Here is a 26,000-nt window from a genome sequence, read left to right as displayed (position 1 = left end):
AGGTTTGGAACCATCCTTGCACCGGAACTACAGCCATGCAGAGTCGAAAATCGGTGAAGGCCGCGCTCGTCAAGGAGATCGACGCGGTCCGCCTTCGTATCTCGCTGCTTGAAAGCGAGCTATGCAGAGATGGCAGACCCAGGCAAATTGGATGGCGTTCAGGATACGAACTGAACGCCCACAAAGCCCGCCTTGCTCGACTGGAGACCGTGCTTGCCCACTATCCGTCGGCACCGGCAGCCCGGGCATCGAAACAGCAACAGCTTGAGTTGCGCGCAAGGCAACCAAGTAATTTTGGGGAAACGCCATGGCTGACAGACCCTCAATCAGAACTCCGCTAGCTCGAGTGCGGGGCCTTGGATCGGCGAAACACGGAACCGAAACGTTCATGCTGGAGCGGCTGACATCTGCTGCCCTGTTGATCCTTGTCATTTACATCGTCGCGGTCGTTATAATGCTGGTCGGTGAGCCTCGAGACGCCGTCCTCAGCGTCGTAGGATCGATCTATGTCGCGCCAGCCCTTATTGGCTTCATTCTCGTAAGCTGCGTTCACATGCGGCTTGGAATGCAATCGATCATCGAAGACTACTGCCATGCCACCGTGCTCAAATCGCTTCTTCTGATCGCCAATTGGTTGTTCTGCTGGGCAGTCGCGCTCACAAGCTTGTTCGCTGTGCTATTAATCAGCTTCAGATAGCGATCCGGTTCCCTGCTGCAGCCAGCGTCTGCCACCGGCAGGCTGAAGTTCGCCTCAGCGGCGAACCGGGGCAGGCCCGCCCGAAAGGACCTCGACAACCCGGCCTCATCTGATTTGCGGCAGCCTGTCCCATTGATGGAAAGGGGGTGGAGAGGTCAGCTCCCACTCCAATGTGGTAGCTCCTGGCCCCCATGGGTTCATGCCGGCGGCTCTTTGCCGGTAGAAAGCTTCCAAGATGCCGAAGAGGAAAATCACGACACTCGCGGCCGACAGGTACGATCCATACGAGGACACCATGTTCCAGCCGGCGAATGCGTCGGGATAGTCGACATAGCGACGCGGCATGCCAGCCAATCCAAGGAAGTGATGGGGGAAGAAGACGAGGTTCACGCCGACGAAGGTCGTCCAGAAATGGACCCCAGCCAGAAGCGGGTTGTAGAGATATCCCGTCATTTTCGGAAACCAGTAATACCAGCCCGCGAAGATGCCGAAGATCGCTCCCAGTGAAAGTATGTAGTGGAAATGCGCGACGACGAAGTATGTGTCGTGCAGTTCACGGTCGAGGCCGGCATTTGCGAGTTGAACGCCCGTCACCCCGCCTACGGTGAACAGGAATATGAAGCCGAGGGCCCAGAGCATCGGCGTCCGCAGGCTGACCGAACCGCCCCACATGGTTGCAATCCAGGAGAACACTTTTATCCCGGTCGGCACTGCGATCACCATCGTGGCGAAGGTGAAGTAGCGCTGCGTGTCGAGGCCTATCCCGCTGGTGTACATATGGTGGGCCCAGACGACGAAGCCGATCACCCCGATCGCCACGATTGCGTAGACCATCCCGAGATACCCGAAGATCGGCTTTCGCGAGAAGGTCGAGATCACCTGGCTGACGATGCCGAACGCCGGCAGGATCATGATGTAGACTTCCGGGTGGCCGAAGAACCAGAAGAGATGCTGGTACAGCAGCGGGTCACCTCCGCCGTCCGGCGCGAAGAACGTGGTTCCGAAATTGCGATCGGTCAGGAGCATGGTGATGGCGCCGGCCAGCACCGGCAGAGCCAGCAGCAGCAGGAAGGCGGTGATGAGGATCGACCACACAAACAGGGGCATCTTGTGCAGGGTCATCCCCGGCGCGCGCATGTTGAAGATGGTGGTGATGAAGTTGATGGCTCCCAGGATCGAGGAGGCGCCCGCAATGTGCAGAGACAGGATGACCAGATCCACGGCGGGACCGGGATGGCCGGAGGTCGACAGCGGCGGGTACAGGAACCAGCCGGTCCCAGGGCCATAGCCGCCGGGGACGCTGGGCATGAAGATCGACAATAAAAGCAACATCAATGCCGGCGGCAGCAGCCAGAACGAGATGTTGTTCATGCGCGGGAAGGCCATGTCGGGGGCGCCGATCATGATCGGAACCATCCAGTTGGCGAAGCCGCCGATCAGGGCGGGCATCACAGTGTAGAAGATCATGATCAGCGCGTGGGCCGTGGTGAAGACGTTGTAAAGCTGCTTGCCGGCGTCGATCGCCGCGTCGCCCTGGTAACCGTAGATCATCGACGCCAGTCCGGGGAAAAACTGGATCCCGGGTTGCTGCAGCTCGATTCGCATGCTCACCGACAAGAGCATGCCGATCACCCCCGCGATGAAAGCGAAGACCAGATAGAGTGTGCCGATGTCCTTGTGGTTGGTCGAAAACAGCCATCGGGTGATGCCGGTCGGCTGGTGGCCGTCGAGACCGTCCGGATCTGCCGCCGTATATTCGTTCATGACCTTCTCCGCTTGAGCCGTCCGTCGCCAGCATCGAACCGTGCTGGAACTTGATTGTTCCCTCCACCGAACCGGCGGTAGGAACATTCCACGGAAGCCGCGGTTAGGTTCCGCGCGGCCGACCCTGCGCGGCTGAGGATCGACGTCCATGCTGGCGATAATTGCTGCGACACTGGTTCTGACGACGGTGGTTGGTGGGCTGATATCCGCCTTCTGGCTCGAGGCGCGTCATGGTCTCCATGACCCCACGCCGCCGGACATGTCGGTGCCCAGGGAACTGAACGCCCCGGCCTGGAGCCGGTGGTCCTGACATGGACGCGATCACCGCGACACTCGACCCGAGAACGCGAGCCGGCTGGCTGCTGCTCGGCTTCGCGCTCGGCGGTTTCTTCGACGGCATCGTCCTGCATCAGATCCTGCAATGGCATCATCTTCTCTCGGGCGTCGCCGATCCGGTGGGTTCCGACCTGCGCTTCCAGATCATGGCCGACGGCCTCTTCCATCTTTTCATGTATGTGCTCGCCGTCGCCGGCACGGTGCTGCTGGTGGCCGCGAGGGCGGCCGGCGCGCGGCCCGGGAGCACCACGGAGATCCTGCGGCTCGCCTTCGCCGGGTTCGGCGTCTGGCATGTCGTCGATGCCGTCGTGTTTCACTGGCTGCTGGGTCTGCACCGGATCAAGATGAACAGCGACTTGCCGCTCGCCTGGGATATTGCGTGGCTGGTCATCTTCGGCATCGTGCCGCTTGTGTTGGTGCTGGTGCTGCCCAACCGCGGCGGACCGGCACGCGGTGCTTCGGCAGCGCTTACCAGCATCGTCCTGCTCGCGGGAGTGGCAGCCGGCGCCGGCCCGTTCTTCAACGGTGCCGCCAATTCCATCATCGTCTTTCGGGCCGGGATGGAACCGGCGGCGATGATGCGGGCCGTTGAAGTCGCCGACGCCCATCTCAAATGGGTCGACGCCAGCGGCACCATCTGGGCGGTCGACCGCGTCTCATGGCGCGGGTTGGTAGCCCTTCACGCGCGCGGCGCCTTGGTGGTCAGCACGACGCCTGTCATTGCCGGATGCCTTGCCTGGACCGATGCCGCCGGAGTGAGCAGTAGCTCCAGCCAGCAGCGAGGCACTCCTGCCAGGCTATGACTTCCGGACAGGGATAGGGGAGTATCAAGCATGCAATTCGCCACCGAGAGCAGCCACGGCCGGAGCCTGACACCGCGGATCGTCGTGGTCGGCGGAGGCTTTGCCGGTCTGGAGGTTGCCAAGGCGCTTGGCAAGGCGGAAATCGGGGTGACGATCATCGACCGCCACAATCACCACCTGTTCCAGCCCTTGCTCTATCAGGTTGCAACCGCCGCCTTGTCGGCGCCTGATATCGCCGAGCCCATCCGCAAGATCCTGGGCCGCTATCCCTCGGTTCAGGTCCTCTTCGGCGATGTCACCGAGATCGGCACCGAGGCCAGGATACTGGTGCTGGCCGATGGGACCACGGTCCCCTACGACATCCTGGTCTTGGCCACTGGTTCGCAGCCATTCTATTTCGGCCAGGAGAGCTGGGCTCGGGTTTGTCCCGGTTTGAAGACCATCGAGGACGCGCGCACGATCCGGTCACGGCTGCTGCTATCGTTCGAGCACGCGGAACGGACCACCGATCCAGTCGAGCAATCCCGGCTGATGACGATCGCCATTATCGGCGGCGGCCCGACCGGTGTCGAACTGGCGGGCTCGATCGCCGAACTCAGCCGGCACACACTGGCGCGCGACTTCCGCAACATCCGGCCCGAGAAGACAAGGATCATACTGGTAGAAGCCGGCGAGCGTCTGCTCGCCGGATTCGCCCCGGAGCTTTCCAGATATGCACGTCTGCGCCTTGAAAGCCTGGGCGTCGAGGTCGCGCTCGGCAACCGGGTCGAGGCGATCGAAGCGCATCAGATCACCGTCGGCGGCCAGGTGATCCCGGTGGCCTTGACGCTCTGGGCCGCTGGGGTGGCGGCTTCTCCGCTGGTCGCCCAGCTCGGTGTCGGGCTCGACCGCGGCGGTCGGGTGAAGGTCGAATCCGACCTGCACGTCGTCGGCCACCCCGATGTCTTCGCGCTTGGCGACGTCGCACTGGTCCTCGATGGGAACGGCCAGCCATTGCCGGGTCTTGCCCAGGTCGCCAAGCAGCAGGGCGAGCACCTCGGCAAGGCACTGGCACGCCGGATAAATGCTGGCGACACGCTGCCCGCTTTTGTCTTCAGCAATCGAGGCAACACGGCCATTGTCGGCCGCCACGCTGCCGTGTTCGAATCGGGCAGGCTGAAACTGAAAGGCTGGTTCGCCTGGTCTGCCTGGGCGCTCATCCATGTCTACCTGCTCGTCGGTTTTCAGCACCGCGTTCAGGTCTCGATCCAGTGGCTCTGGCGCTACCTGACCTATGAGCGTGGCGCCCGGCTCATCGCCGAGGAGCGAGTCGAACCGGGTTCGACATCGTCGCCGGGAGCGGCCCCGAGAGAGCCGCTGCCAACCAAGGCAGACGCCGCCCCGGCATTGCACGCCCGCACTGACTAGATTGCCGGGTGCTCAGTTCGGAGACAGTGGCGATGCGGGGGTCAGCTCTGGATTCCGCCACGGCCCGTCGTCCCACGGCAGCCCGAACCTCGATAATCGAGGCGGGTGGTTCCCAGCTTGTATCCGGTGCCGGCCTGATGGATCCGGATGGCACCAACGACGTTGCGTCCCTATATGAACAAATGAACACAGGCTCCTCGAAACGGGATCTGTTGAACCCCTCCTCTTCAGAGACAGCTCGTCATGACGTCACCTGCGACTGCTGAACAACCCCCGGTCATTCAGACGGGGCTTCCCGCCCTGAGCAACAGCTATGCGCAATTGCCGGAGCGCTTCTTCGCGCAAACAGATCCGAAGCCGGTGTCCGAACCGCGGCTGATCCGGTTCAACCGGCACCTCGCGGAGGAACTCGGGCTCGATGCCGACCAGCTTACCAGCCCGGATGGAGTGGCGATGCTTGCCGGCAACAGATTTCCGGAAGGGTTGCAAGCAATCGCCCTGGCCTATGCGGGCCACCAGTTCGGAAACTTCGTGCCTCAGCTTGGCGACGGGCGCGCCCTGCTGCTTGGCGAAGTGGTGGACGTCAACGGCGTTCGCCGTGACATCCAGCTGAAAGGATCGGGACCAACGCGGTTCTCGCGCAACGGCGACGGCCGCGCCGCACTCGGCCCTGTCCTGCGCGAATATGTCGTCAGCGAAGCGATGGGGGCGCTCGGCATTCCGACGACGCGAAGCCTTGCGGCGGTGCTCACCGGCGACCCGGTCTATCGCGAGGTCCGGCTGCCCGGCGCCGTCCTGACACGGGTGGCGGCAAGCCATATCAGGATCGGCACGTTCCAATATTTCGCCGCGCGCCACGACACCGAGGCGCTCAAGATACTGGCCGACTATGCCATTCAGCGTCACTTCCCACAGCTGGCGGGGGAAGCACGGCCGTACCGGGCTTTGCTGGAGGCCGTTGTCGCCGCACAGGCGGACCTGGTGGCGCGCTGGATGCTGGTCGGCTTCATCCATGGCGTCATGAACACCGACAACATGTCGATCTCGGGCGAGACGATCGACTATGGCCCATGCGCCTTCATGGACGCTTACGACCCCAGCGCGGTGTTCAGTTCGATAGACCGCGCCGGTCGCTATGCCTATGCCAACCAGCCTCGTGTCGCCACATGGAACCTTGCGCGCTTTGCCGAGACCCTGCTGCCGCTCATGAGCACGGACGAGAATGAAGCAGTGTCTGAAGCGGAAGAGGTGCTGAGGTCGTTCCAGGCCTCCTATGAGGCTGTGTTGCAGCGCGGCTTCCGCAGAAAACTCGGACTGCTGACCGAAGCGGAAGGCGACTTGCAGCTCGCTGCCGACTTTCTGGATGTGCTGGCTCGCGGCGAAGCGGATTTTACGCTCGGCTTCCGGCGCCTGGGCGATGACCTCGACGCTGCGGACGGCCAAGGCACGGCGCGGCAGTTGTTTAAGGATCCAGGTGCATTCGATGCCTGGTCGGCGCGGTGGCGCCAGCGCATCGCAAGCGAGGGCGACACGGCCACGCGCCGTTCTGCCATGCAATCGGTCAATCCCAAATTCATCCCCCGCAATCATCGCATCGAGGCGATGATCCAGGCGGCGTTGGGCGGCGACTTCAGACCGTTCGAGGAGATTCTGGCGGTCGTCAGCCGTCCCTTCGATGAGCAGCCGGGAATGGAACGCTTTGCTGAGCCGCCACGCCCGGATGAGCGCGTCCTGCAGACATTCTGCGGTACATGAGACATTCGTGATGGTCGCTTAACATGTGCAAATGCGGAAGACCCATTTGCAAACTATCGTCACGGGCACTCTCGTAGGGGCTGAGCTATGACGATCATAGAATTGGCATTCGAATTGCTGGCACGGAAGCTCGTAGACCGTACCGGAATATCAGACGAAGATGCTCGAGACCTTGTCGCAGCCATGGGAGCTGACTGGTCATCGCTCGTGCGAGCAGCGAGGGCGATCAAAGAGGCTTAGGTCTTTTGACGTCGTTTTAGCTGCCATCAGCTGCAGGCAGATCGGACCAGAGGCTGCTGCCGCGATCCAGGCGCGACACCGCGCTCTTCACCGATCATGTCAGCAACGTGGTCAAGCACTGTATTTCGGTCGCTCCAGATCGACCGGATACAACACGCTGTCCCCTGAAAGCCACGGCGGCCCGCTACGCAAGTCGCCGCAAGCTCGCAATAAACAGCGATAGCAGCCCAGGCTTAGGATTTATATTGCAGGCCCGCACCACTGGCAGGGCGACGCGGGCGGGCCGCTGCCGTTCCTTGAAATCCGCGTTGGGAGTCAGATTCCGTCGGCACCGAAAAGCACAGGTGCTGACGAAGCAGACGGAACTTCCCCCCACGATCACGGTTTTGAGTCACGATACCAACCCAAGGAGATGCAGATGTCGAGCAAAATGCCGCCCGTGCCGCCTGAGAACCAGAGCCAGAAGGGTCGAGGAGAAGGGCGACAGGTTAGCCACGATGATGCCCAGCACGGCACTCACGGAGCGCCGGATCCGGAGCGCCAAGGGCAGCAAGCCAACACCAAGGTCAACACCACTCATCAGGGCCGTCAGCAGGATCGGTGATCATGTCCACATCGAAGAAACACCCGAACACGATCCGGCAGGGCGGGCCAGGCGCATCGCACGAGAACGCCAGAAAACCCCTGCAGGTCAACAAACCCCCGGCGGATGAAGACCGTCGATCCAAAAGCCGAGTTTCAGGGGGTGGCGGTGAAAAGGACAGTCATCATTCGCACAATCCAGCCAAGAAGGGTAGCAACAGTTGAACCCACGGCTTTGTGAATGATTGTGCTAAAGTGCGCCGCGTGTGCATGTCATTGTCTCACAACCGAGCCTTTTTTTGAGTGACATGCATAGCCGGACCAGGGTGAGGATCAGCGAGTCGAGACGCCCGGAAAAACCGGAGGCCGTGGGCCCGCACCACTGGCGGAGCGATGCGGGCCCGGCCAAGGGTTACGGCCCTCGACCAGCAGCGAGGGGCTCGCTGCCGCATGCAGAACAAGCCCCGTAATTTCAGGTTCCGCTAATATACAAAAAAGCCGGCCACCTTTCGGCAGCCGGCCAGTTCCAACAGAACAAGGGAACGTGCACTGATGGGGCAGTGCAACGCCCGAAGTGTTTCGAGGCGACGATGTTCCACCGGAAATCCACAGATTTGCCGTTTCGATCTTCATTGGCCGGATTGAAAGATCTTTGACGATCTCTCCCAAGTTCTCGCGGAGCCCGGTCCGACGTGTGGCGCCCTGTCTGCGCCTTGGCTCTCTATGCGGCCAGCAAGCTCATCTTTGAAGAATGCCCGCCGCGACTGCCGCGCGCGTCAAACACCGGCGTGCAATTGGTCGAGCGCGCGGCAGACCGGGGACGCGTCAAGTCGAGCGTCGGTCGACGTAGGTGTAGACGCCGGCCCCAATGGCGACCGCGCCGACCGTGATCACGATCGATGGCGCGCCCATCAAACTGGCAAAGACCGCCCAGATGAGGGCGATGACGATAGCGCCGAGTGTTCCCAGGATCAGTCTCGGCATTGTCTACCCCTCCACGTTCGGGCCGCCTGTGGATGGTCGTCACCCACCGGTCATGCGAAACGCCGCATGAAAGCACAGTGTGGCCCATGAGGTGAAGGGCCGCGCCGGAATACTCCGGTGCGGAAAAGATGATGCCCGCGCCGCCAAAGCCCGGGTGTTCAATAGCCAAATGGCTGGACCGGCGCCTAGCGCCTCAGCGCGTGGACTTCCGCCATGCTTTCGCCGCCCATCGGCAGGGCCATGTCATCATCGAGCAGCCGGGTGATGCGGGCAAAGCCCGTAAACGCCTTCCTGGCTGCTTCGGCCGACATTCTGCCCGACAGGGCCGCGGAGCAGCAATTCACGGCGCACTGATACACAGGCCCACGCCGTCCCAATGGCCATTTCTGCAAAAAGACCATCGCTTCGGCAACGCTATCGACCTCCTCGACGGGGTGTCCCTGCCCGCGCGCAATGCGCACAGGCGTAAAGAAATGCAAGCGGTCCATTTTGTTCTCTCCCTGGTCGGCCGCAGCGCGAACCAACCCTACTGAATTCGCGGATGGCGCGTTTGTTCCGCTTATTGCAAAAAAATCTGCGCTGGTGGGCTTGGGTTGCCGACGCCCGCTTTTGTCCGGAACGTTAGGCCGGCTGATGCATTTCGCTCTCGTGATTGCCTTGAGGGACACGTTCAAACCATGCGCATAGCCCATGTCGCCCCTTTGCACGAATCGGTGCCACCCCTTCTCTATGGCGGCACCGAGCGCATCGTTTCCTATCTGACCGAAGGGCTGGTCGAACTCGGCCATGAGGTGACGCTGTTCGCCAGCGGCGACAGCCGGACGTCGGCCAGACTGATACCAGGTCGCGAACGCGCGCTACGCCTCGATCCGCGTCCACTGAAATCGGACACGGCGGCGCATCTTGCGATGCTTGCCGATGTGAGGAACCGAGCCCGCGACTTTGATATCATTCATTTTCACCTCAGTCATTTCCTGCATTTCTCGTTCTTCGAGACCATGCCGGACAAGACGGTGACGACGCCGCATGGCCGGCTCGATTATGTCGACCTAGCGCCAGCCTATGAGCGTTTTCCGCGCTTTCCGCTGATCTCGATCTCACACAGCCAGAAGACCGGGCTTGCGAATGCCAATTGGCTGGCCACCATCCATCACGGGCTGCCGACGGGTCTCTATAAGCCGACCTTCGAGACGGCGGCGGGCGAACCATACCTTGCCTTTCTCGGCCGGCTTTCTCGCGACAAGCGGCCGGACCGGGCCATCGACATCGCCTTGCGCTCGGGCATGAAGCTCAAGCTGGCGGCCAAGATCGGCGACGATGACCGCGCCTATTTCCATGAGACGATCGAGCCCTTGATCGATGGCGACCGCATCGACTATGTCGGCGAGATCGCCGAGGGTGAGAAGACTGAATTCCTCGGCAATGCCGCTGGTCTGCTGTTTCCGATAGACTGGCCCGAGCCGTTCGGCCTTGCCGCGATCGAGGCGATGGCGTGCGGTACGCCAACCATCGGCTGGAACTGCGGTGCGTTGCCGGAAGTCATCGACCATGGCGTTACCGGATTTGTCGTCGATTCTCTCGATGCCGCTGTCGCCGCGGTGCCGGCCTTGCTGCAACTCGACCGGCGAAAGGTGCGCGCCGTCTTCGAAAGTCGGTTCTCCGCCAACAGGATGGCGCGCGACTATCTCACTGCCTATGCGCGTCTCATCGGCGCCCCGGCTGAATCGAAAGCATCGTGAACGACGGCGGACGTTCCGAGCCCGAAACAGAGATTTGTGACTGATGACCGAACTTGACGAGCGCAAGCTCGACCCTGCCGTGGCCCTTGCCTCCCTGGACGAAACCGCGCCGCGCGAGCCGCACCGGCTGTTTGCCCTGAAGCAAGGCGACTGTTTTGCCGTGGCCGATGCCTACGGCGATATCAGGGGCGCGGGCGACGGTTTCTTCCGTGACGACACGCGGGTGCTGTCGGAGTTCAGGCTCACCGTCGGCGGCCGGCAGACATCGCTGCTCGGCGCCTCGCTCAGCCAGGACAATGTGCTGTTCACCAGCAATTTGACCAATTTGCCGATGCAAAGCGCCGGTGGCCGCGACATCCCGCAGGGCGCCATCCATATCGAGCGCGTCAGGCTGTTGTGGCAGGACCGGCTGTTCGAGCGCATCACCCTTTCCAACTACAGCCAGGAGCATTCGGCAATCCGCGTCTCGCTGCATTTTGCCGCCGATTTCCGCGACATGTTCGAGGTGCGCGGTTCGACCCGGCCGAAGCGCGGAATGGCGCATGCAGCGGAGATCGAGCCTGCCTCGGTGCTGCTGCGCTATGACGGACTGGACGGGCTGGCGCGGGTGTCGGCGATCTCGTTCTCGCAGCCGCCAGACCAGTTGAGCGCCGAGCGCGCGGATTTCCTCATCGCAGTGACCAAGCGCAGCAGCAAGATGCTTTACGTCGAGGTCGGCGCGGAACTGACCGAAACGCCCGACCGCGACCGCTTCCGGGCGGCCGCGGCGCGCGCCCGTTTCGGCATGCGGGCCAAGCGCCGCCATGGCGCGACGGTGCACAGTTCGGGTCGCGTCTTCAACGATTGGGTCGAACGCGCCCGCGCGGATGTCGCCTTGCTGACCACCGAGTTGTCGACCGGCCCCTACCCCTATGCCGGCATCCCCTGGTTTTCGACGGCCTTCGGCCGTGACGGCGTCATCTCGGCGCTGCAGATGCTATGGCTCAACCCCGGCCTGGCGCGCGGCGTGCTTGCCTTCCTCGCCCAGCACCAGGCGACCGAGACATCGCCTTTCAGCGACTCGCAGCCCGGCAAGATCATGCACGAGACGCGCAAGGGCGAGATGGTGGCGCTGCAGGAACTGCCTTTCGGCCGCTACTATGGCGGCGTCGATACCACGCCGCTGTACATCCACCTCGCTTGCGCCTATGCCGAACGCACCGGCGACATGGACTTCATCGCCAGCCTGTGGCCGTCTCTCTGCGCCGCCGCCAAGTGGACGGAAGAGGCGAGCCGCGCAACCGGCTTCGTCACCTATCAGCGCGCTGCCGAATCCGGCCTTGCGAACCAGGGCTGGAAGGACAGCTTCGACTCCGTCTTCCACGCCGACGGGCGCATCCCCAAGGGGCCGATCGCGCTGGTCGAAGTGCAGGGTTATGTCTTCGCCGCCTTCAGGGGCCTTGCCGCTCTCGCCCGCCGCCGGGGCGAGTTCGCGCAGGCCGAGCACTGGGAAAATCGCGCCGAAGAGATGCGGATCGCCGTCGAGCGTGATTTCTGGCTGGACGATCTCGGCTTCTATGCGCTGGCGATCGACGGCGCCGGAGAGCCGTGCAAGGTGCGCACCTCGAATGCCGGACACCTGCTCTATGTCGGCCTGCCCGAACCGGCGCGGGCTAAGATGGTCGCCGACCAGTTGCTTTCGGCTTCCTTCCACTCCGGCTGGGGGGTGCGAACGCTTTCCGACGATGCTGTGCTGTTCAACCCGATGTCGTACCACAATGGTTCCATCTGGCCGCATGACACGGCGATGTGCGGCGCCGGCCTGGCGCGGTTCGGCGAGCGTGACAGCGTGGTGCGGCTGATGAGCGGTACGTTCGAATCGGCAGTGCATTTCAACATGCGACTGCCGGAACTGTTCTGCGGTTTCACCCGCTCGCCGGGCGAAGCGCCGATCGCCTACCCCGTCGCCTGCCTGCCGCAAGCGTGGTCGGCAGGCTCGGCCTTCATGCTGATGCAGGCGTGCCTCGGTCTGGAAATCGACGGCTGGAACGGCGAAATCCACGTCACTCGACCCCGTTTGCCGATCGGCATCGATACGCTGACGCTCAGGCATCTGGGTGTCGGCGAAAAGAGGGTCGATCTTACCTTCCAGCGCGTCGGCGACCGCGTCGTCGCCTTTCTCGCCGACCGCCATGAAGGGCTGGTTCCGCTGATCGTGCGGACATGATCTGAACGGCCTTCAACGGGAACCGAACCCAGGGTTTGTGCGTTGCGAAAAACACAGGTTCTCACGGGCGATGGTCGGCTGCGAACACTCAAATCGAACCATGAAGAAAAAGGCCCTGGCGGCCAAAATTGAGTTGGAATTGGAATGACTGATTATGGCATGGCCCTGCTCTGGGTCTTGATCCTTGCAAGCCTTGGCCTTTCGATTCTAGCCGTTATGTTATCGATCTCCAGGCAACGTCGTAGCCATAGCTTGACGGTTGCACCGACTGCCGGCGAGGACGTCGCATCGGAAGCGACGCGCAAGGTCTTGCGGGAGTTCGAGAAGAACGGACAATCTCCCGACGCGGCGCTGGTGAACTGGTCGCCCGACACCTTGCGCAAGATACTTGCCGACGACCTGCCGGACGCGCAGGTCATCGTCGTCTCGAACCGAGAACCCTATATCCACAACATCAAGGACGACGGCGTCGAGCTTCTGGTGCCGGCCAGCGGCCTGGTGTCGGCGCTTGAGCCTATCACCCGCGCCTGCAGCGGCACCTGGATCGCCTATGGCGGCGGAACGGCGGATCGTCTGACGGTCGATAGCAACGATCGGGTTCAGGTGCCGCCGGACAATCCGTCCTATACGCTGCGCCGCGTGTGGCTGAGCGACGACGAATATCAGGGCTACTATCTCGGCTTTGCCAATGAAGGGCTTTGGCCGCTCTGCCATATCGCCTTCACCCGGCCGGTCTTCCGTGCCTCGGACTGGGAGGCCTATGAGGTCGTCAACCGCAAATTCGCCGATATGGTGGTTGCCGAGGCGCGCAATGAGCGGCCGATCGTGCTGGTTCAGGATTACCATTTCGCGCTCCTGCCGCGCATGATCCGCGAGCGCCTGCCGGAGGCGATCATCATCACCTTCTGGCACATCCCGTGGCCGAACTCCGAAGTGTTCAGCATCTGCCCATGGCGCGAACGCGTTCTTGATGGACTGCTCGGGAGCTCGATCATCGGCTTTCACACCCAGTTTCATGCCAATAATTTCACTGAAAGCGTAGACAGGTTCCTGGAAAGCCGGATCGAGCGCGCCGACGCCGCGATCTCGTATGGCGGGCGGACGACACTGGTGCACGCCTATCCCATCTCCATCGAATGGCCGGCCGAACTCCTGGCCAAACTGCCACCGGTCGAGGAAAGCCGCGCCCGCCTGCGTGAGCGGTTCGGCCTGTCGGCGGACGTCAAGCTGTGCGTCGGCGTCGAGCGCCTGGACTACACCAAGGGCATCCTCGACCGCTTCCATGCGCTGGACGAATTGTTTACGCGCCACCCCGAGTGGATCGGCAAGGTAGTGTTCCTGCAGATTGCTGCCCCAAGCCGCGGCACGCTGCCGGCGTACCAGCAATTGCACGATGAATGCCTGCGTTATGCCAACGAGCTCAACCAGCGCTACGGTCATGACGGCTACAAGCCCGTGGTCATGGTGGCTGAGCACCATTCGCAGCAACAGGTCTATGAGATCTATCGCGCCGCCGACATCTGCATGGTCACCAGCCTGCATGACGGCATGAACCTAGTAGCCAAGGAATTCGTCGCCGCGCGTGACGACGAACAGGGCGTGCTGTTGCTCAGCACGTTTGCCGGCGCGTCGCGCGAACTGCTGGAAGCACTGATCGTCAATCCTTACGACGCGGCGATGATGAGCCAGGTGCTGCTGCAGGCGCTGACCATGTCACCGGACGAACAACGCGAGCGCATGCGCCCGATGCGCGAAATAGTGCGCGACAACAATGTCTTTCGCTGGGCCGGCAGCATGCTGCTCGATGCGGCGCGCCTGCGCAAACGCGGCGACCTCGAAAGAGCGACAAGTGTCGCCGAGCGGCCCGCAAACACCGGCAGCAACATCGTCTCACTGTTCGACCGCATGCGGAAGGTGGCGTCATGAATAGCCTGTCGAAAGCACCGGGCCTGCCAACCGCACCCGACCTGCCGGAAGGACAATGGGCGCTTTTCCTCGACATCGACGGCACGTTGCTGGAGCACGCCGCGCACCCCGACGCCGTGTCCGTGAGCGACGAACTGCGCAACCTCCTCGGCGCCGTCGACAAACGGCTGGACGGCGCCGTCGCCTTTATCACCGGCCGCTCGGTCGAGGGCGCCGACCGCCTGTTTCATCCGTTGAAGCTGCGTGTTGCCGGTCTCTATGGGCTGGAACACCGGCTGACGCCGGACGGCCCGGTCGTTACCGCGGATGCTCCCGCCGATATCGCTGCCCTTGCCGACGCCATCGAGGCCGAACTCGATGACGGCCTTGTTCATATCGAGCGCAAGGGTCCGATCCTCGCCATCCATACGCGTGCGGCGCCGCATCTGCTGGCCAGGGCAACGCATCTTGCCGAACAGGCATTGACCGAGCTTCCCAAGGGCTATCGGGTTATCCCGGGCAACGCCGGCGTCGAACTCATGCCGCTCGAAGCGGCCAAGGGCGCTGCCGTGCGGCGTTTCATGGCAATCCCGCCCTTTGCCGGACGGCGGCCGGTCTTTCTCGGCGACGACACCGCCGACGAAAACGGTTTCGAGGCGATCAACGAGGCCGGCGGCATCTCGATCCGGGTCAAGCCGCGTGGGCCGACCGTGGCCCAATACAGGCTCGATGATGTCACCTGCGCGATAGCTTGGCTTGCCGCCAATTTCGACGCATCACCGGCTCTCAACCGCAAAGCGTCCTGATCGCTGCTGCCTGCGGATCGAATCAAGATACGCCGCGTTTGCGCCGACCTTCGCCAAAAGCCGATCGATAAGCGCTGTTCTCATTGAATATCTTTAAGGCCAAAGCCGGCAAATGGATTGCTTGCCGGTTCCCCTGCGTCAGGCATAACCTGCGCAGTCGACGCGTGAGGGCGCGTGCGGCATCAAGGGGAGGACATCGCAGTGACCATACAAGGCGCATCACCTGATCTATACAATGAGGATCTGGCTCCGGCCAAAGTCCGAAACTGGGGGCCGTTCTCGATCTTCAACGTCTGGACGTCGGACGTCCACAGCCTCTGGGGCTATTATCTCGCCGCAAGCCTGTTCCTGTTTTGCGGCGGCTTCGTCAATTTCATCATCGCCATCGGCATCGGTTCGCTGATCATCTACGCGCTGATGAACATGGTCGGCTATGCCGGCGTGAAGACCGGCGTGCCCTACCCCGTGCTGGCGCGCGCCTCCTTCGGCATCTGGGGCGCCAACATTCCGGCCCTGGTGCGCGCCATCGTCGCCTGCTTCTGGTACGGCGCGCAGACGGCGGCGGCATCGGGCGCGATCGTGGCGTTGCTGATCCGCTCGCAATGGTTCGCCGATTTCAATGCCAACACGCATTTCCTCGGCCACACGGGTCTGGAAGTGATCTGTTTTGTGGTCATCTGGGCACTGCAATTGCTGATCATCCAGAACGGCATGGAAACGGTGCGCCGCTTCCAGGATTGGGCCGGACCGGCGGTGTGGGTGATGATGTTGATCCTGGCGATCTATCTCTGTGTAAAATCCGGGAGATTTGCCTTCACCAGCGACATCCCGATGGATGTGCTGCTCGACAAGACAAAGGATGCCGGCGTACCCGGAACCCCTGGCTCCTGGACGTCGCTGTTTGCGGTGGCGGCGATCTGGGTCACCTATTTCTCAGCGCTCTATCTCAATTTCTGCGATTTCGCCCGCTATGCCCCAGACAAGGCATCGCTGCGCAAGGGCAACATCTGGGGCCTGCCGATCAATCTCATCCTGTTCTCGCTGGTCGCCGGCGTGACCACCATCGCTGCCTTCGACGTGTATGGCGAAGTGCTTCTGCATCCCGACCAGATCTCGGCGAAATTCGACAGCTGGTTCCTGGCAGCGCTTGCAGCCCTGACTTTTGCCGTGGCGACGCTCGGCATCAATGTGGTGGCAAACTTCGTCTCGCCGGCCTTCGACTTCTCCAATGTCTTTCCCCGGCAGATCGACTTCAAGAAGGGCGGCTATATCGCAGCTGTTATCGCGCTGGTGCTCTATCCCTTCGCGCCGTGGGAAGGCAGTGCCGCATCTTTCGTCAACGTCATCGGCGCGACGATGGGGCCGATCTTCGGGGTGATGATGGTCGACTACTATCTGATCCGGAAGGGCGAGGTCGACGTCGAGGCACTGTACCGCGAAGATGGCGAGTTCCGCTTCCAGGGCGGCTGGCACGTCAACGCCTTCATAGCAGCCGGCATCGGCGCCATCTTCTCCTCGGTCCTGCCGAACTTCACCAATTTGCTGCCGGCATGGTGGGGCGTTTATGGCTGGTTTTTCGGCGTCGGCATTGCAGGGGTCATCTACTACGTCCTTCGCACCGCCGCCCTTGGCGCAGGGGCCAGGACGGCGAAGGCGTGAAATTGAGGGATAGGGAGTAGTCAGTAGTCAGTAGTCAGTAGTCAGTAGTCAGTAGTCAGTAGGGAATAATACCCCTACTCCCTACTCCCTACTCCCTACTCCACCATCTCAGCCAACCTCCGCACCGTGTTCCAGTTGCGTGCGGTGCCGATGCCCATGCGCTTGTGGTTCATGGCAGCGAGCAGCCGCGAGCTTGGCCGCTGGCGCGAAAAGACGACCCAGATGTCGCCGTCGACCGAAGCCACCCTCTCGTCCTCGGCGGCATAGGCCTGGAGCGCGGCCACACCATCCGCTGACGCTGGCTCGCGCATCACCCGCACGGCCACCTGATCGCCTGCCTCGGCAGAGTCGGCCGGGAATGGGTTGCCGGCGGCAAGTTTCAGCCAATCCTCGGCAGTGCGCACGATGATGACGACATTGCGGCCGAAGGTTTTTTCGAAGGCCGTTTCCAACTGCTGTTCCAGCTTGGCGATACCAGTCGCCCGTGTCTCGAAGACCAGATTGCCGGTCGCCACCAGGGTGCGCGGGTTCTTCAGCCCAAGCTGTTCAGCCATCGCCTTGAGGTCGGCCATGACGACCCGGCGGCCTTCGCCGAGGATAATGCTGTAGAGCAGCGCAACATAGGTTTGCATGGCAACGCGGCCTGCTTATACCAGCCGCGACTGGTCCACCGCGGCCGAGATGAAGCTGGCGAACAGGGGATGCGGCTCCAGCGGCCGGCTCTTCAGCTCCGGGTGATACTGGACGCCGATAAACCAGGGATGGTCGGGATATTCGACGGTTTCCGGCAGCACACCGTCGGGCGACATGCCGGCAAACACCAGGCCGCAATCTTCTAGCCGCTCCTTGTAGTCGATATTGACCTCGTAGCGGTGGCGATGGCGCTCGGAAATCTGGGTGTCGCCATAGATGTCGGCGATCTTCGAACCCTTGGCGAGTTCAGCCTGATAGGCGCCAAGCCGCATGGTGCCGCCGAGATCGCCCGTTTCGCGGCGCTTCTCCAGCATGTTGCCTTTCAGCCATTCGGTCATCAGGCCGACGACCGGCTCGTCGGTCGGACCGAATTCGGTCGACGAGGCGTGTTCGACGCCGGCCAGCGAGCGCGCTGCCTCGATGCAGGCCATCTGCATGCCGAAGCAGATGCCGAAATACGGCACCTTGCGCTCGCGGGCGAATTTCGCCGCCAGGATCTTGCCTTCCGAGCCGCGCTCGCCGAAGCCGCCGGGCACCAGGATGCCATGCACCTTTTCCAGCCACGGCGTCGGGTCTTCCTTCTCGAAAATCTCGCTCTCGATCCAGTCGAGCTTGACCTTGACGCGGTTGGCCATGCCGCCATGCGACAAAGCCTCGATCAGCGATTTGTAGGCATCCTTGAGGCCGGTGTATTTGCCGACAATGGCGATCGTTACCTCGCCTTCCGGATTGTGGATGCGGTTGGACACGGCCTGCCAGGGCTCCATGCGCGGCTTCGGCGCCGGATCGATACCGAAGGCGGCCAGCACTTCCGAATCGAGCCCTTCCTTGTGGTAAGCCATCGGCACGTCATAGATGTGGGGCACGTCGAGCGCCTGGATGACGGCGCTCTCGCGCACATTGCAGAACAGCGACAGTTTTCTGCGCTCTTCCTTGGGGATGGCGCGGTCGGCGCGGACCAGCAGGATATCGGGCGCGATGCCGATGCCGCGCAGTTCCTTGACCGAATGCTGGGTCGGCTTGGTCTTCAACTCGCCGGCCGTGGGGATGTAAGGCATCAAGGTCAGGTGGACATAGACGGCGTTGTTGCGCGGCAGATCGTTGCCGAGCTGGCGGATAGCCTCGAGAAACGGCATCGCCTCGATATCGCCAACCGTACCGCCGATCTCGCACAGCACGAAATCATAGTCGTCATTGCCGTCGAGCACGAAATTCTTGATCTCATCGGTGACATGCGGAATGACCTGCACGGTGGCGCCGAGATAGTCGCCGCGCCGTTCGCGCTCGATGATGTTCTTGTAGATGCGGCCGGTGGTGATGTTGTCTTGCTGGTTGGCCGAGCGGCCGGTGAAGCGCTCGTAATGGCCAAGATCGAGATCGGTCTCGGCGCCGTCATCGGTGACGAAAACCTCGCCATGCTGGTAAGGCGACATCGTTCCGGGATCGACATTGAGATAGGGATCGAGCTTTTTGATGCGTGCGCGATAGCCTCGCGCCTGCAAGAGAGCCCCAAGGGCCGCTGCAGCGATGCCTTTTCCAAGTGAGGAAACCACGCCGCCTGTGATGAATACATATCGCGCCATGGGAGTCATCGCTTAACGCGGCCGAATTGATTCCGCCAGAGAAAAAACCGCCGCTGAGGCTTTTTCCAGAGAAGGCGCGATAGTCCCGAGGTTCGAGACTGGTGTTTTGGTCAAAACAAAAGGGCCGGCAAAAGCCGGCCCTTTCGGCAGGTTTGTGAAAGCGTCAGATGATGACGACCTTGGTGCCGACCCTGACGCGGCTGTAGAGGTCCATGACGTGCTCGTTGATCATGCGGAAGCAGCCATTGGAAGCGCTGGTTCCGATCGACTGCGGCGCGATTGTGCCGTGGATGCGCAGATGCGTGTCCTTCTTGCCGTCGTAGAGATAGATGGCGCGGGCGCCGAGCGGGTTCTGGCCGCCGCCGGGCATGCCGTCCTTGTACTGGCCATAATGCTTGGGTTCGCGCTTCTGCATGTCGAGCGTCGGGATCCAGCGCGGCCATTCCTGCTTGTCGCCAACGGCAACCTTGCCCTTGAACTGCAGGCCTTCGCGGCCGACCGCGATCGCATAGCGGCGGGCGGTGAAAGCCGATTCGACGAGGTAGAGGCGGCGCGCGCTGGTATCGATGACGATCGTACCCGGCTCATAGCCGCTGAATTCGACGTCCTGCGGCACGAATTCCGGCTTCACCTTGAACTGCTTCTTGGCTTGCCGCTTGGCGAGAGCCTGGTCGAGCGCGCGCGTTTCGGGGAGATAGGCAATCGACGAGGCAGAGGACGTGCCGCCGAACAGGCCGGCGAACAGTCCGCCGCTCGTCGGCTTCTGGCCCGGGGCCTCGCTGCGCAATTCGCCATTGTTGCCGGTCAGCGCGATATTCATCGCTTCGGCCGGAAGCGGTTCAGCCGATTCGATCGGCTCGATCGGCGCGATCGGGTCAACCGGAGCGATGATCTTGGTGGTCTTCTTGCCTGGCTTGGCGTCGGCAACCACGACCGGCTTGCCCTTGCTTGCCAGGAACGCCTGGCGCTGGGCATCGGCCCTGGCTTTCGCCGCATCGCGCATCGCCAGCTTGCGGGCCTCGAGCGCCTTGACGCGGGCGAGATCCCTGTCGGCGGCGATCTTGTCTTCGAGCTTGCTGATCTGAGCCAGATCATCCGGGCTCGGGTTTTTCTTCTTCTTGAGAAGCTTCAGCTGCGTCGCATCGCTCTTGGCGGCGACGTTGATGACAGCGGTTTTGCCAACCGCCTGCGGTGAGGTCATTGCCGGAGTGCCGGCGAAGACCGCGGAGCTCATGCCGAATACGGCACAAAACCCCATGAAAATGAAGCTGCGAAGCTGCATGGCGAAGATCCGATCGTTCAATGCTTGTTGCCCACGGCGTCGCCCGGCGCCCCCCAAGGGCGCAGAAAGTGCCGCCGGCAATCTATAATCGAAGTGGCGTACGGGCCTCAAGCACGGGGTGCGGTCGAATCTTCGTGATCGTGTGCCATTTGCCGCGACTGTGTTGAAACAACAACAGATCGCGGCATCTGACGCTACCGACTACTGGTTCGGAACCTGCGGTGTCACCGGCAAGGTAACGCCATTGGTAGCCGGCGGCGTAGCCGAATCGGTTGCAGGTGGCGTCGCCGGAGATGGAGCCGTCGCCGGGGCCGTGGTGGCGGGCGGCGTGGTGGCGGCGCCGTTGGCCGCGGGCGCGGCCGGTGCGGTGTTGCCCGAAGGCGGCGTCGGCGCCGTCGTGCCGGGCAACTGATTGAGCACGCCGTTGCCGCTGTCGGCCGGCACGCGGTCGAGAATGTCGATCGGTTTTTCGCCATAGCGGGCAACGATCGAGAGTGTCAGCGACGTCACGAAGAAGGCCGCGGCCAGGATCGCCGTCGCCCGCGTCAGCGCATTGGCGGCGCCACGCGCGGTCATGAAACCGGAACCGCCGCCAATGCCGAGACCACCGCCTTCGGAGCGTTGCAGCAGCACCACGCCGACAAGGGCGAGCACGACCATGAGGTGGATGACGATCAGTACGGTTTCCATATTTTATCCTGGCAAGCCCTGCCGCTCCCTGGCGATCAGGGCCGGTGATTTGGAGGCGGCTCCATACAATGCTTTAACGGCATTTCCAAGCCCGTGGCCGGAATATGGGAAGCAATGCGCCCTTTGCAACGATTTCCGCCGAACTGCTGCGTTCATAAGTCTATGACCGAACTGGTCGGCAACGAAATTCCGGGGCCTACGAGATATTCTGGTATGCCTCGGCGATGGCGAGAAAGTCGGACGCCTTCAGGCTGGCGCCGCCAACCAGCGCGCCATCGACGTTTTTGACGCCTAGCAGTTCGACAGCGTTGGACGCCTTGACCGAGCCGCCATAGAGGATGCGCATCTTGCCGGCCACGGCTGCGCCGAGCGCTTCCGCCAGTTTTTGGCGGATATGCGCGTGCGCCTCCGCCACGTCTTCGGCGGTCGGCGTCAGGCCGGTGCCGATAGCCCATACCGGCTCGTAGGCGATAACGGTGTTGGCGGGCGTTGCGCTCGGTGGCACCGAGCCGGCGACCTGGCGCGATAACACGTCGAGTGCTGTGCCCGCTTCGCGCTCGGCCTTGGTCTCGCCGATGCAGATGATGGCGACGAGCCCTGCCCGCCACGCCGCCGAGGCCTTGGCGAGGACGATGGCATCGTCCTCGCTGCGCTGTTCGCGGCACTCGGAATGGCCGACAATGACGTGGCTGGCGCCCGCATCCTTCAGCATCTCGGCTGAGACGCAGCCGGTGAAGGCGCCGCTTTCCTTGATGTGGCAGTCCTCGCCACCGGCCCGCACCGGCGTGCGCGACAGGATTTCGACGGCGCGCGACAGTAAGGTCGCCGGCACGCAGACCAATGCTTCGGTCTCTGCGTCGAGCCCGCTCATGAAGCCGTTGCCGATCATCCTGAGCTCGTTCAGCGAAGCGCTGGTGCCGTTCATTTTCCAGTTGCCGGCAACGAGCGGTCGAATTCCTGGCGTCATGGGGATCTGGTTCTCCGGGCGACATTGGGGTCTCGCCCTCCCTATCAAAATCAGGCCACAAAGCAATCGACAGTGAGCCGGAAGGGCGCTATTGCGCTTGTTTCAGACTCGGGCGCACGCAAAACTGCGCAAAAATCGGAAGTAACAATGCTTGGTATATTGAGAAGCGCGGCAGGGACCTGGGTCGCGAAAGCCCTGCTGTCGCTGCTGGTGTTGAGTTTCCTTGCCTGGGGCGTCACCACGCGGATGACGGGCGGCTTCCTGGCTGGCCATCATGCGGTGATCACCGCCGGCAGCACCACCGTGTCGATCACCGAGTACCGCCTCGCCTACGATCGCCAGATCGCCATGCTGCAGCAGCAGATCGGCCAGCGCATCAGCCGCGACCAGGCCAAGGCCTATGGCATCGACAACCAGGTGCTGGCTCAGTTGGTGTCCGGCGCCGTCCTTGACGAACAGGCGCGCAAGCTCGGGCTTGGCTTCTCCAAGGACAGGCTGGCCGAACTGACGCGGCAGGAACCCGCCTTCCAAGGCCCGAATGGCCAGTTCGACCGCCGGCTGTTCGAATCCCGGCTGCGCGAACTGGGAATGCGGCCGGAGGATTATCTGAAGAACCGGGCTCAGGTGGCGGTGCGCCAGCAGATCGTCGAAGCGGTTTCGGACGGCCTCAAGGCTCCGGACACCTTCTTCAAGGCAGTTGCGCTCTATCGGGGCGAAGACCGCACCATCGACTATCTGATCTTGCCAAAGGCGTTGGTGGAGCCCATCGAGGCGCCATCCGACAGCGTGCTTCAGGCTTATTTCGAGGCCAACAAGAAAACCTACGCGGCGCCAGAATACCGCAAATTCTCCTATGTCCGGCTCGAGCCCGAAGACATCATGGATGTCAGCGCCGTAACGGACCAGCAGGTCAGCGACGACTACAACAAGAACAAGGGCCGCTACACCACGCCGGAAATGCGCACCATCGAACAGCTGGTGTTCCCTTCCGCGGACGCCGCCAAGGCGGCATCCGATTCGCTGAAGACGGGCGCCACTTTCGACAAGATCGTCACCGCGCAGGGCAAGACCCCGGCCGACACGCTGCTCGGCACGCTCTCCAAGGATAAGATCACCGACAAGGCGGTCGCCGATGCCGCATTCGCGCTTGCCGTCAACGAAGTCAGCCCGGTCGTCCAGGGCGCGTTCGGTCCGGTGCTTTTGCGCGTCACCGAGATCAAACCGGAAACGGTGAAGCCGCTGGCGGAAGTGTCAGACCAGATCCGAAAGGATCTGGCGCTCGGCGAAGCAAGCCGCATCCTGCTCGACGTGCACGACAACTACGAAGACACCCGCGCCGCCGGCAGCACGCTGGCCGAAGCCGCCGCCAAACTGAAGCTCAAGGACGTCACCGTCGAGGCCATAGACCGCACCGGCCTCAAGCCGGACGGCACCATCATCAAGGACCTGCCGGCATCGCCGGACCTGATCAAGGCGGTGTTCGAGGCCGAGCCCAACACCGAGAATCAAGCCCTGACCACGCCTAACAACGGCTTCGTGTTCTATGAACTGACATCGATCACGCCGGCTCGCGACCGCACGCTGGACGAAGTCCGCCAGCGCGTGGTGGCGGACTGGACGACAGAGGAAACGACCAAGCGGCTGACCGCGAAAGCAGACGAACTCGACAAGCGCCTCAAGGCTGGCACCACACTCGACGTCATCGCCGGCGAACTGAAGCTTGAAAAGCAGACCAAGCGCGGCGTGAAGCGCGAGGCCGACGATGTCGATTTCGGCAAGGAGGGTGCTGCTGCGATGTTCGGGGTCGGCGAAGGCGGCACCGGGCTGATCCCCTCGCCCACCGGCGACGGCCAGATCCTGTTCAAGGTCGCCGAAGTGTTCGAGCCGGCCGGAGCCGACGCCAGCTCGGTACCCGACGATGCGCAAAAATCCTTCACGCAAGGCATGTCCGACGATCTGCTCGACCAGCTGGTGGCGCAGTTGCAGACGCAGTACGCCGTCAGCGTCGACCAGGCCGCCGTTTCCCAAGCCCTCGCCCAATGAATGGCCTTAGCCCAATGAACGTCTTGGCCCAATGAGCGCCCTGAAGACCCATATCGCCAAGGTCGCCACGGGAACCGGGCTTACCTTCGAGGAAGCGCGCGAAGCTTTCGACATCATCATGTCTGGCGACGCGACGCCGGGCCAGATCGGCGGCTTCCTGATGGCGTTGCGCGTGCGCGGGGAGACCGTGAGCGAGATTTCCGGCGCCGTCGCCACCATGCGTGCCAAGATGCTGCGCGTCGAAGCTCCTGAGGGCGCCATCGACATTGTCGGCACGGGCGGCGACAATTCGCATTCAGTCAACATCTCGACCGCTTCGGCCTTCGTCATTGCCGGCTGCGGCGTGCCGGTCGCCAAGCACGGCAATCGCGGCCTGTCGTCGCTGACGGGCGCTGCCGATGTGCTGGTCGCGCTCGGCGTCAAGATCGATATCCTGCCAGAGGTGATCGGCCGCTGCATCCAGGGGGCCGGCGTCGGCTTCATGTTCGCGCCGGCGCACCACCCTGCGATGAAGCATGTCGGCCCGACCCGCGTCGAGCTCGGCACGCGTACCATCTTCAACCTGCTCGGACCGCTGTCCAATCCGGCTGGCGTCAGCAGGCAGATGGTCGGCGTGTTCCTGCCGGAATGGATCGTGCCGGTGGCCGAGACATTGAAGGCGTTGGGCACCGAGCATGCCTGGGTGGTCCATGGGGATGGCTATGACGAAATCACCACCACCGGCGAAACGCAGGTGGCGGAACTGGCCGGCGGCGAGATCCGCCATTTCACGCTCACCCCGGAAGCCGTCGGCCTGCAGCGCCACACCAAGGACGAGTTGCGCGGCGGCGACGCCGCCTACAATGCCACGGCGTTGCGCGACATGCTGAGAGGTGCTGCCGGGGCCTATCGCGATACGGTGCTGATGAACGCCGGCGCCGGCATGGTGGTGGCCGGCAAGGCGACGACGCTTGCCGACGGCATGGCCGCGGCCACACAGGCCATCGACAGCGGCCGGGCGCTGGGCGTGCTCGACAGGCTGGTCGAGATTTCGAACGGATGAGCCGTGGCTGACATTCTGCGCAAGATCGAGGCCTACAAGCGCGACGAGATCGCGGCGGCGAAGGCGCGGATACCGTTGGCCGAGATCAAGGCGCGAGCCAAGGATGCCGACGCACCGCGTGGCTTTCGGAGGGCGCTTGAGGCGAAGCGCAGATCGGGCAGCTTCGGCCTGATCGCCGAGATCAAAAAGGCAAGCCCATCCAAAGGCTTGATCCGTGCCGATTTCGACCCGCCCGCACTGGCGCAGGCCTATGAGAAAGGCGGTGCCGCCTGTCTTTCGGTGCTGACCGATGCGCCATCCTTCCAGGGCGCGCCGGAATTTCTCACCAATGCACGGAAGGCAGTGTCCCTGCCCGCGCTGCGCAAGGATTTCCTGTTCGACCCTTACCAGGTCTACGAGGCTCGCGCATGGGGCGCCGATGCCATCCTGATCATCATGGCCAGCGTCGATGATGCCTTGGCGAGCGAATTGGAAGCGACCGCGTTCGAACTCGGCATGGACGCGCTGATCGAGGTGCATGACGAGGCCGAGACGCAGCGCGCGGTAAAACTCTCGTCGCAGCTGATCGGCATCAACAACCGCAATCTCAGAACATTCGAGACCAGCCTCGAGACCTCGGAACGGCTGGCATCGATGGTGCCGGGCGGCCGATTGCTGGTCAGCGAGAGCGGAATTTTCACCCACGACGATTGCTTCAGGATGCAAAAGACCGGCATCAGCACCTTCCTCGTCGGCGAGAGCCTGATGCGGCAAGAGGATGTCGCTGCGGCAACGCGGCTGCTTTTGACAGGCAAGGCGAAAGCAGAGGCCATCTGAG

General features: G+C 62.7%; 23 protein-coding genes. 15 read left to right on the top strand and 8 right to left on the bottom strand.

Features of this window, described 5'->3' with window-relative positions; all coding sequences use genetic code 11:
• Positions 1 to 307: 307 nt before the first annotated feature.
• Positions 308 to 697 (top strand): succinate dehydrogenase, hydrophobic membrane anchor protein, encoded by a 390-nt coding sequence (sdhD, locus tag NKJ80_RS07685; RefSeq protein WP_352497365.1) that lies wholly within the window; start codon positions 308 to 310, stop codon positions 695 to 697.
• A gap of 105 nt (positions 698 to 802) precedes the next feature.
• Here the strand turns inward: sdhD and ctaD are convergent, their stop codons facing one another.
• Positions 803 to 2,461: a cytochrome c oxidase subunit I gene (gene ctaD / locus NKJ80_RS07680; RefSeq protein ID WP_352497364.1), complete on the bottom strand. Its 1,659-nt coding sequence runs from the start codon at positions 2,459 to 2,461 to the stop codon at positions 803 to 805.
• A 148-nt stretch (positions 2,462 to 2,609) separates the two neighbouring features.
• Here ctaD and NKJ80_RS07675 point away from each other — a divergent pair, with 148 nt between their 5' ends.
• The 6 genes from NKJ80_RS07675 (at position 2,610) to NKJ80_RS07650 (ending at position 7,809) form a co-directional block, all read left to right on the top strand.
• A complete protein-coding gene (locus NKJ80_RS07675; protein ID WP_352497363.1) occupies positions 2,610 to 2,771 on the top strand; it encodes a hypothetical protein in 162 nt (53 codons plus the stop codon).
• A 1-nt stretch (position 2,772) separates the two neighbouring features.
• Positions 2,773 to 3,600, top strand: coding sequence for a DUF2243 domain-containing protein (locus tag NKJ80_RS07670; protein WP_023702856.1), 828 nt, complete (start codon positions 2,773 to 2,775; stop codon positions 3,598 to 3,600).
• 30 nt (positions 3,601 to 3,630) lie between these two features.
• The gene (locus NKJ80_RS07665) at positions 3,631 to 5,007 is read left to right on the top strand and encodes an NAD(P)/FAD-dependent oxidoreductase (RefSeq protein ID WP_023806117.1); all 1,377 of its coding nucleotides are present in this window, start codon (positions 3,631 to 3,633) and stop codon (positions 5,005 to 5,007) included.
• A gap of 243 nt (positions 5,008 to 5,250) precedes the next feature.
• Complete coding sequence (locus NKJ80_RS07660; protein ID WP_352462499.1) at positions 5,251 to 6,762, top strand: protein adenylyltransferase SelO; 1,512 nt, start codon at positions 5,251 to 5,253, stop codon at positions 6,760 to 6,762.
• A 658-nt stretch (positions 6,763 to 7,420) separates the two neighbouring features.
• The gene (locus NKJ80_RS07655) at positions 7,421 to 7,606 is read left to right on the top strand and encodes a hypothetical protein (RefSeq protein ID WP_023688550.1); all 186 of its coding nucleotides are present in this window, start codon (positions 7,421 to 7,423) and stop codon (positions 7,604 to 7,606) included.
• Positions 7,607 to 7,608: 2 nt separating this feature from the next.
• Positions 7,609 to 7,809: a hypothetical protein gene (locus tag NKJ80_RS07650; protein ID WP_081725396.1), complete on the top strand. Its 201-nt coding sequence runs from the start codon at positions 7,609 to 7,611 to the stop codon at positions 7,807 to 7,809.
• A gap of 600 nt (positions 7,810 to 8,409) precedes the next feature.
• Here the strand turns inward: NKJ80_RS07650 and NKJ80_RS07645 are convergent.
• Both NKJ80_RS07645 and NKJ80_RS31450 read right to left on the bottom strand, forming a co-directional pair.
• Entirely contained in the window at positions 8,410 to 8,568 is a 159-nt protein-coding gene (locus NKJ80_RS07645) for a hypothetical protein (protein ID WP_023672685.1), read from the bottom strand.
• Positions 8,569 to 8,753: 185 nt separating this feature from the next.
• A complete protein-coding gene (locus NKJ80_RS31450; RefSeq protein ID WP_502902191.1) occupies positions 8,754 to 9,260 on the bottom strand; it encodes a DUF982 domain-containing protein in 507 nt (168 codons plus the stop codon).
• On the opposite strand from NKJ80_RS31450, the gene NKJ80_RS07635 reads away from it, so the two are divergent.
• The 5 genes from NKJ80_RS07635 (at position 9,246) to NKJ80_RS07615 (ending at position 16,883) form a co-directional block, all read left to right on the top strand.
• The gene (locus tag NKJ80_RS07635; protein WP_352497362.1) at positions 9,246 to 10,307 is read left to right on the top strand and encodes a glycosyltransferase family 4 protein; all 1,062 of its coding nucleotides are present in this window, start codon (positions 9,246 to 9,248) and stop codon (positions 10,305 to 10,307) included. The genes NKJ80_RS31450 and NKJ80_RS07635 overlap by 15 nt on opposite strands.
• A 43-nt stretch (positions 10,308 to 10,350) precedes the next feature.
• Positions 10,351 to 12,513 (top strand): amylo-alpha-1,6-glucosidase, encoded by a 2,163-nt coding sequence (locus tag NKJ80_RS07630; protein ID WP_352497361.1) that lies wholly within the window; start codon positions 10,351 to 10,353, stop codon positions 12,511 to 12,513.
• Positions 12,514 to 12,657: 144 nt separating this feature from the next.
• Positions 12,658 to 14,439 (top strand): alpha,alpha-trehalose-phosphate synthase (UDP-forming), encoded by a 1,782-nt coding sequence (locus tag NKJ80_RS07625; RefSeq protein ID WP_352497360.1) that lies wholly within the window; start codon positions 12,658 to 12,660, stop codon positions 14,437 to 14,439.
• The gene (gene otsB / locus NKJ80_RS07620; RefSeq protein ID WP_023748419.1) at positions 14,436 to 15,224 is read left to right on the top strand and encodes a trehalose-phosphatase; all 789 of its coding nucleotides are present in this window, start codon (positions 14,436 to 14,438) and stop codon (positions 15,222 to 15,224) included. Before NKJ80_RS07625 ends, otsB begins: the two co-directional genes overlap by 4 nt.
• Positions 15,225 to 15,425: 201 nt before the next feature.
• Positions 15,426 to 16,883: an NCS1 family nucleobase:cation symporter-1 gene (locus NKJ80_RS07615; protein WP_023688556.1), complete on the top strand. Its 1,458-nt coding sequence runs from the start codon at positions 15,426 to 15,428 to the stop codon at positions 16,881 to 16,883.
• Between the two features lie 95 nt (positions 16,884 to 16,978).
• Here the strand turns inward: NKJ80_RS07615 and NKJ80_RS07610 are convergent, their stop codons facing one another.
• The 5 genes from NKJ80_RS07610 to tpiA all read right to left on the bottom strand — a co-directional run bounded on the left by NKJ80_RS07610 (position 16,979) and on the right by tpiA (position 22,098).
• The gene (locus NKJ80_RS07610) at positions 16,979 to 17,515 is read right to left on the bottom strand and encodes a DUF1697 domain-containing protein (RefSeq protein ID WP_352497359.1); all 537 of its coding nucleotides are present in this window, start codon (positions 17,513 to 17,515) and stop codon (positions 16,979 to 16,981) included.
• Between the two features lie 15 nt (positions 17,516 to 17,530).
• Positions 17,531 to 19,168 carry a CTP synthase gene (pyrG, locus tag NKJ80_RS07605; RefSeq protein WP_081725397.1) on the bottom strand — a complete coding sequence of 546 codons (1,638 nt, stop codon included), beginning with the start codon at positions 19,166 to 19,168 and terminating at the stop codon, positions 17,531 to 17,533.
• A gap of 154 nt (positions 19,169 to 19,322) precedes the next feature.
• Complete coding sequence (locus NKJ80_RS07600; RefSeq protein WP_023693456.1) at positions 19,323 to 20,441, bottom strand: L,D-transpeptidase; 1,119 nt, start codon at positions 20,439 to 20,441, stop codon at positions 19,323 to 19,325.
• A gap of 201 nt (positions 20,442 to 20,642) precedes the next feature.
• Positions 20,643 to 21,131 (bottom strand): preprotein translocase subunit SecG, encoded by a 489-nt coding sequence (secG, locus tag NKJ80_RS07595; protein WP_023693455.1) that lies wholly within the window; start codon positions 21,129 to 21,131, stop codon positions 20,643 to 20,645.
• A gap of 196 nt (positions 21,132 to 21,327) precedes the next feature.
• Positions 21,328 to 22,098, bottom strand: a complete 771-nt coding sequence (tpiA, locus tag NKJ80_RS07590; RefSeq protein ID WP_023688559.1) for a triose-phosphate isomerase — start codon at positions 22,096 to 22,098, stop codon at positions 21,328 to 21,330.
• 147 nt (positions 22,099 to 22,245) lie between these two features.
• Between tpiA and NKJ80_RS07585 the strand changes: the two genes are divergently transcribed.
• From NKJ80_RS07585 to trpC, 3 genes are read left to right on the top strand one after another with little or no spacing between them, the layout of a single operon-like run.
• Positions 22,246 to 24,141 (top strand): peptidylprolyl isomerase, encoded by a 1,896-nt coding sequence (locus NKJ80_RS07585; RefSeq protein WP_023688560.1) that lies wholly within the window; start codon positions 22,246 to 22,248, stop codon positions 24,139 to 24,141.
• Positions 24,142 to 24,172: 31 nt separating this feature from the next.
• Complete coding sequence (trpD, locus tag NKJ80_RS07580; RefSeq protein ID WP_352497358.1) at positions 24,173 to 25,183, top strand: anthranilate phosphoribosyltransferase; 1,011 nt, start codon at positions 24,173 to 24,175, stop codon at positions 25,181 to 25,183.
• A 3-nt stretch (positions 25,184 to 25,186) separates the two neighbouring features.
• On the top strand, positions 25,187 to 25,999 hold the full coding sequence (trpC, locus tag NKJ80_RS07575; protein ID WP_023684711.1) for an indole-3-glycerol phosphate synthase TrpC: 813 nt from the start codon (positions 25,187 to 25,189) through the stop codon (positions 25,997 to 25,999).
• Position 26,000 lies beyond the last annotated feature (1 nt).

The sequence above is a fragment of the Mesorhizobium sp. M0030 genome (assembly GCF_040323695.1).
Classification (GTDB): domain Bacteria; phylum Pseudomonadota; class Alphaproteobacteria; order Rhizobiales; family Rhizobiaceae; genus Mesorhizobium.
The sequence above is the reverse complement of the archived record's forward strand: the minus strand, read 5'-3'. Positions and strand labels throughout refer to the sequence as shown.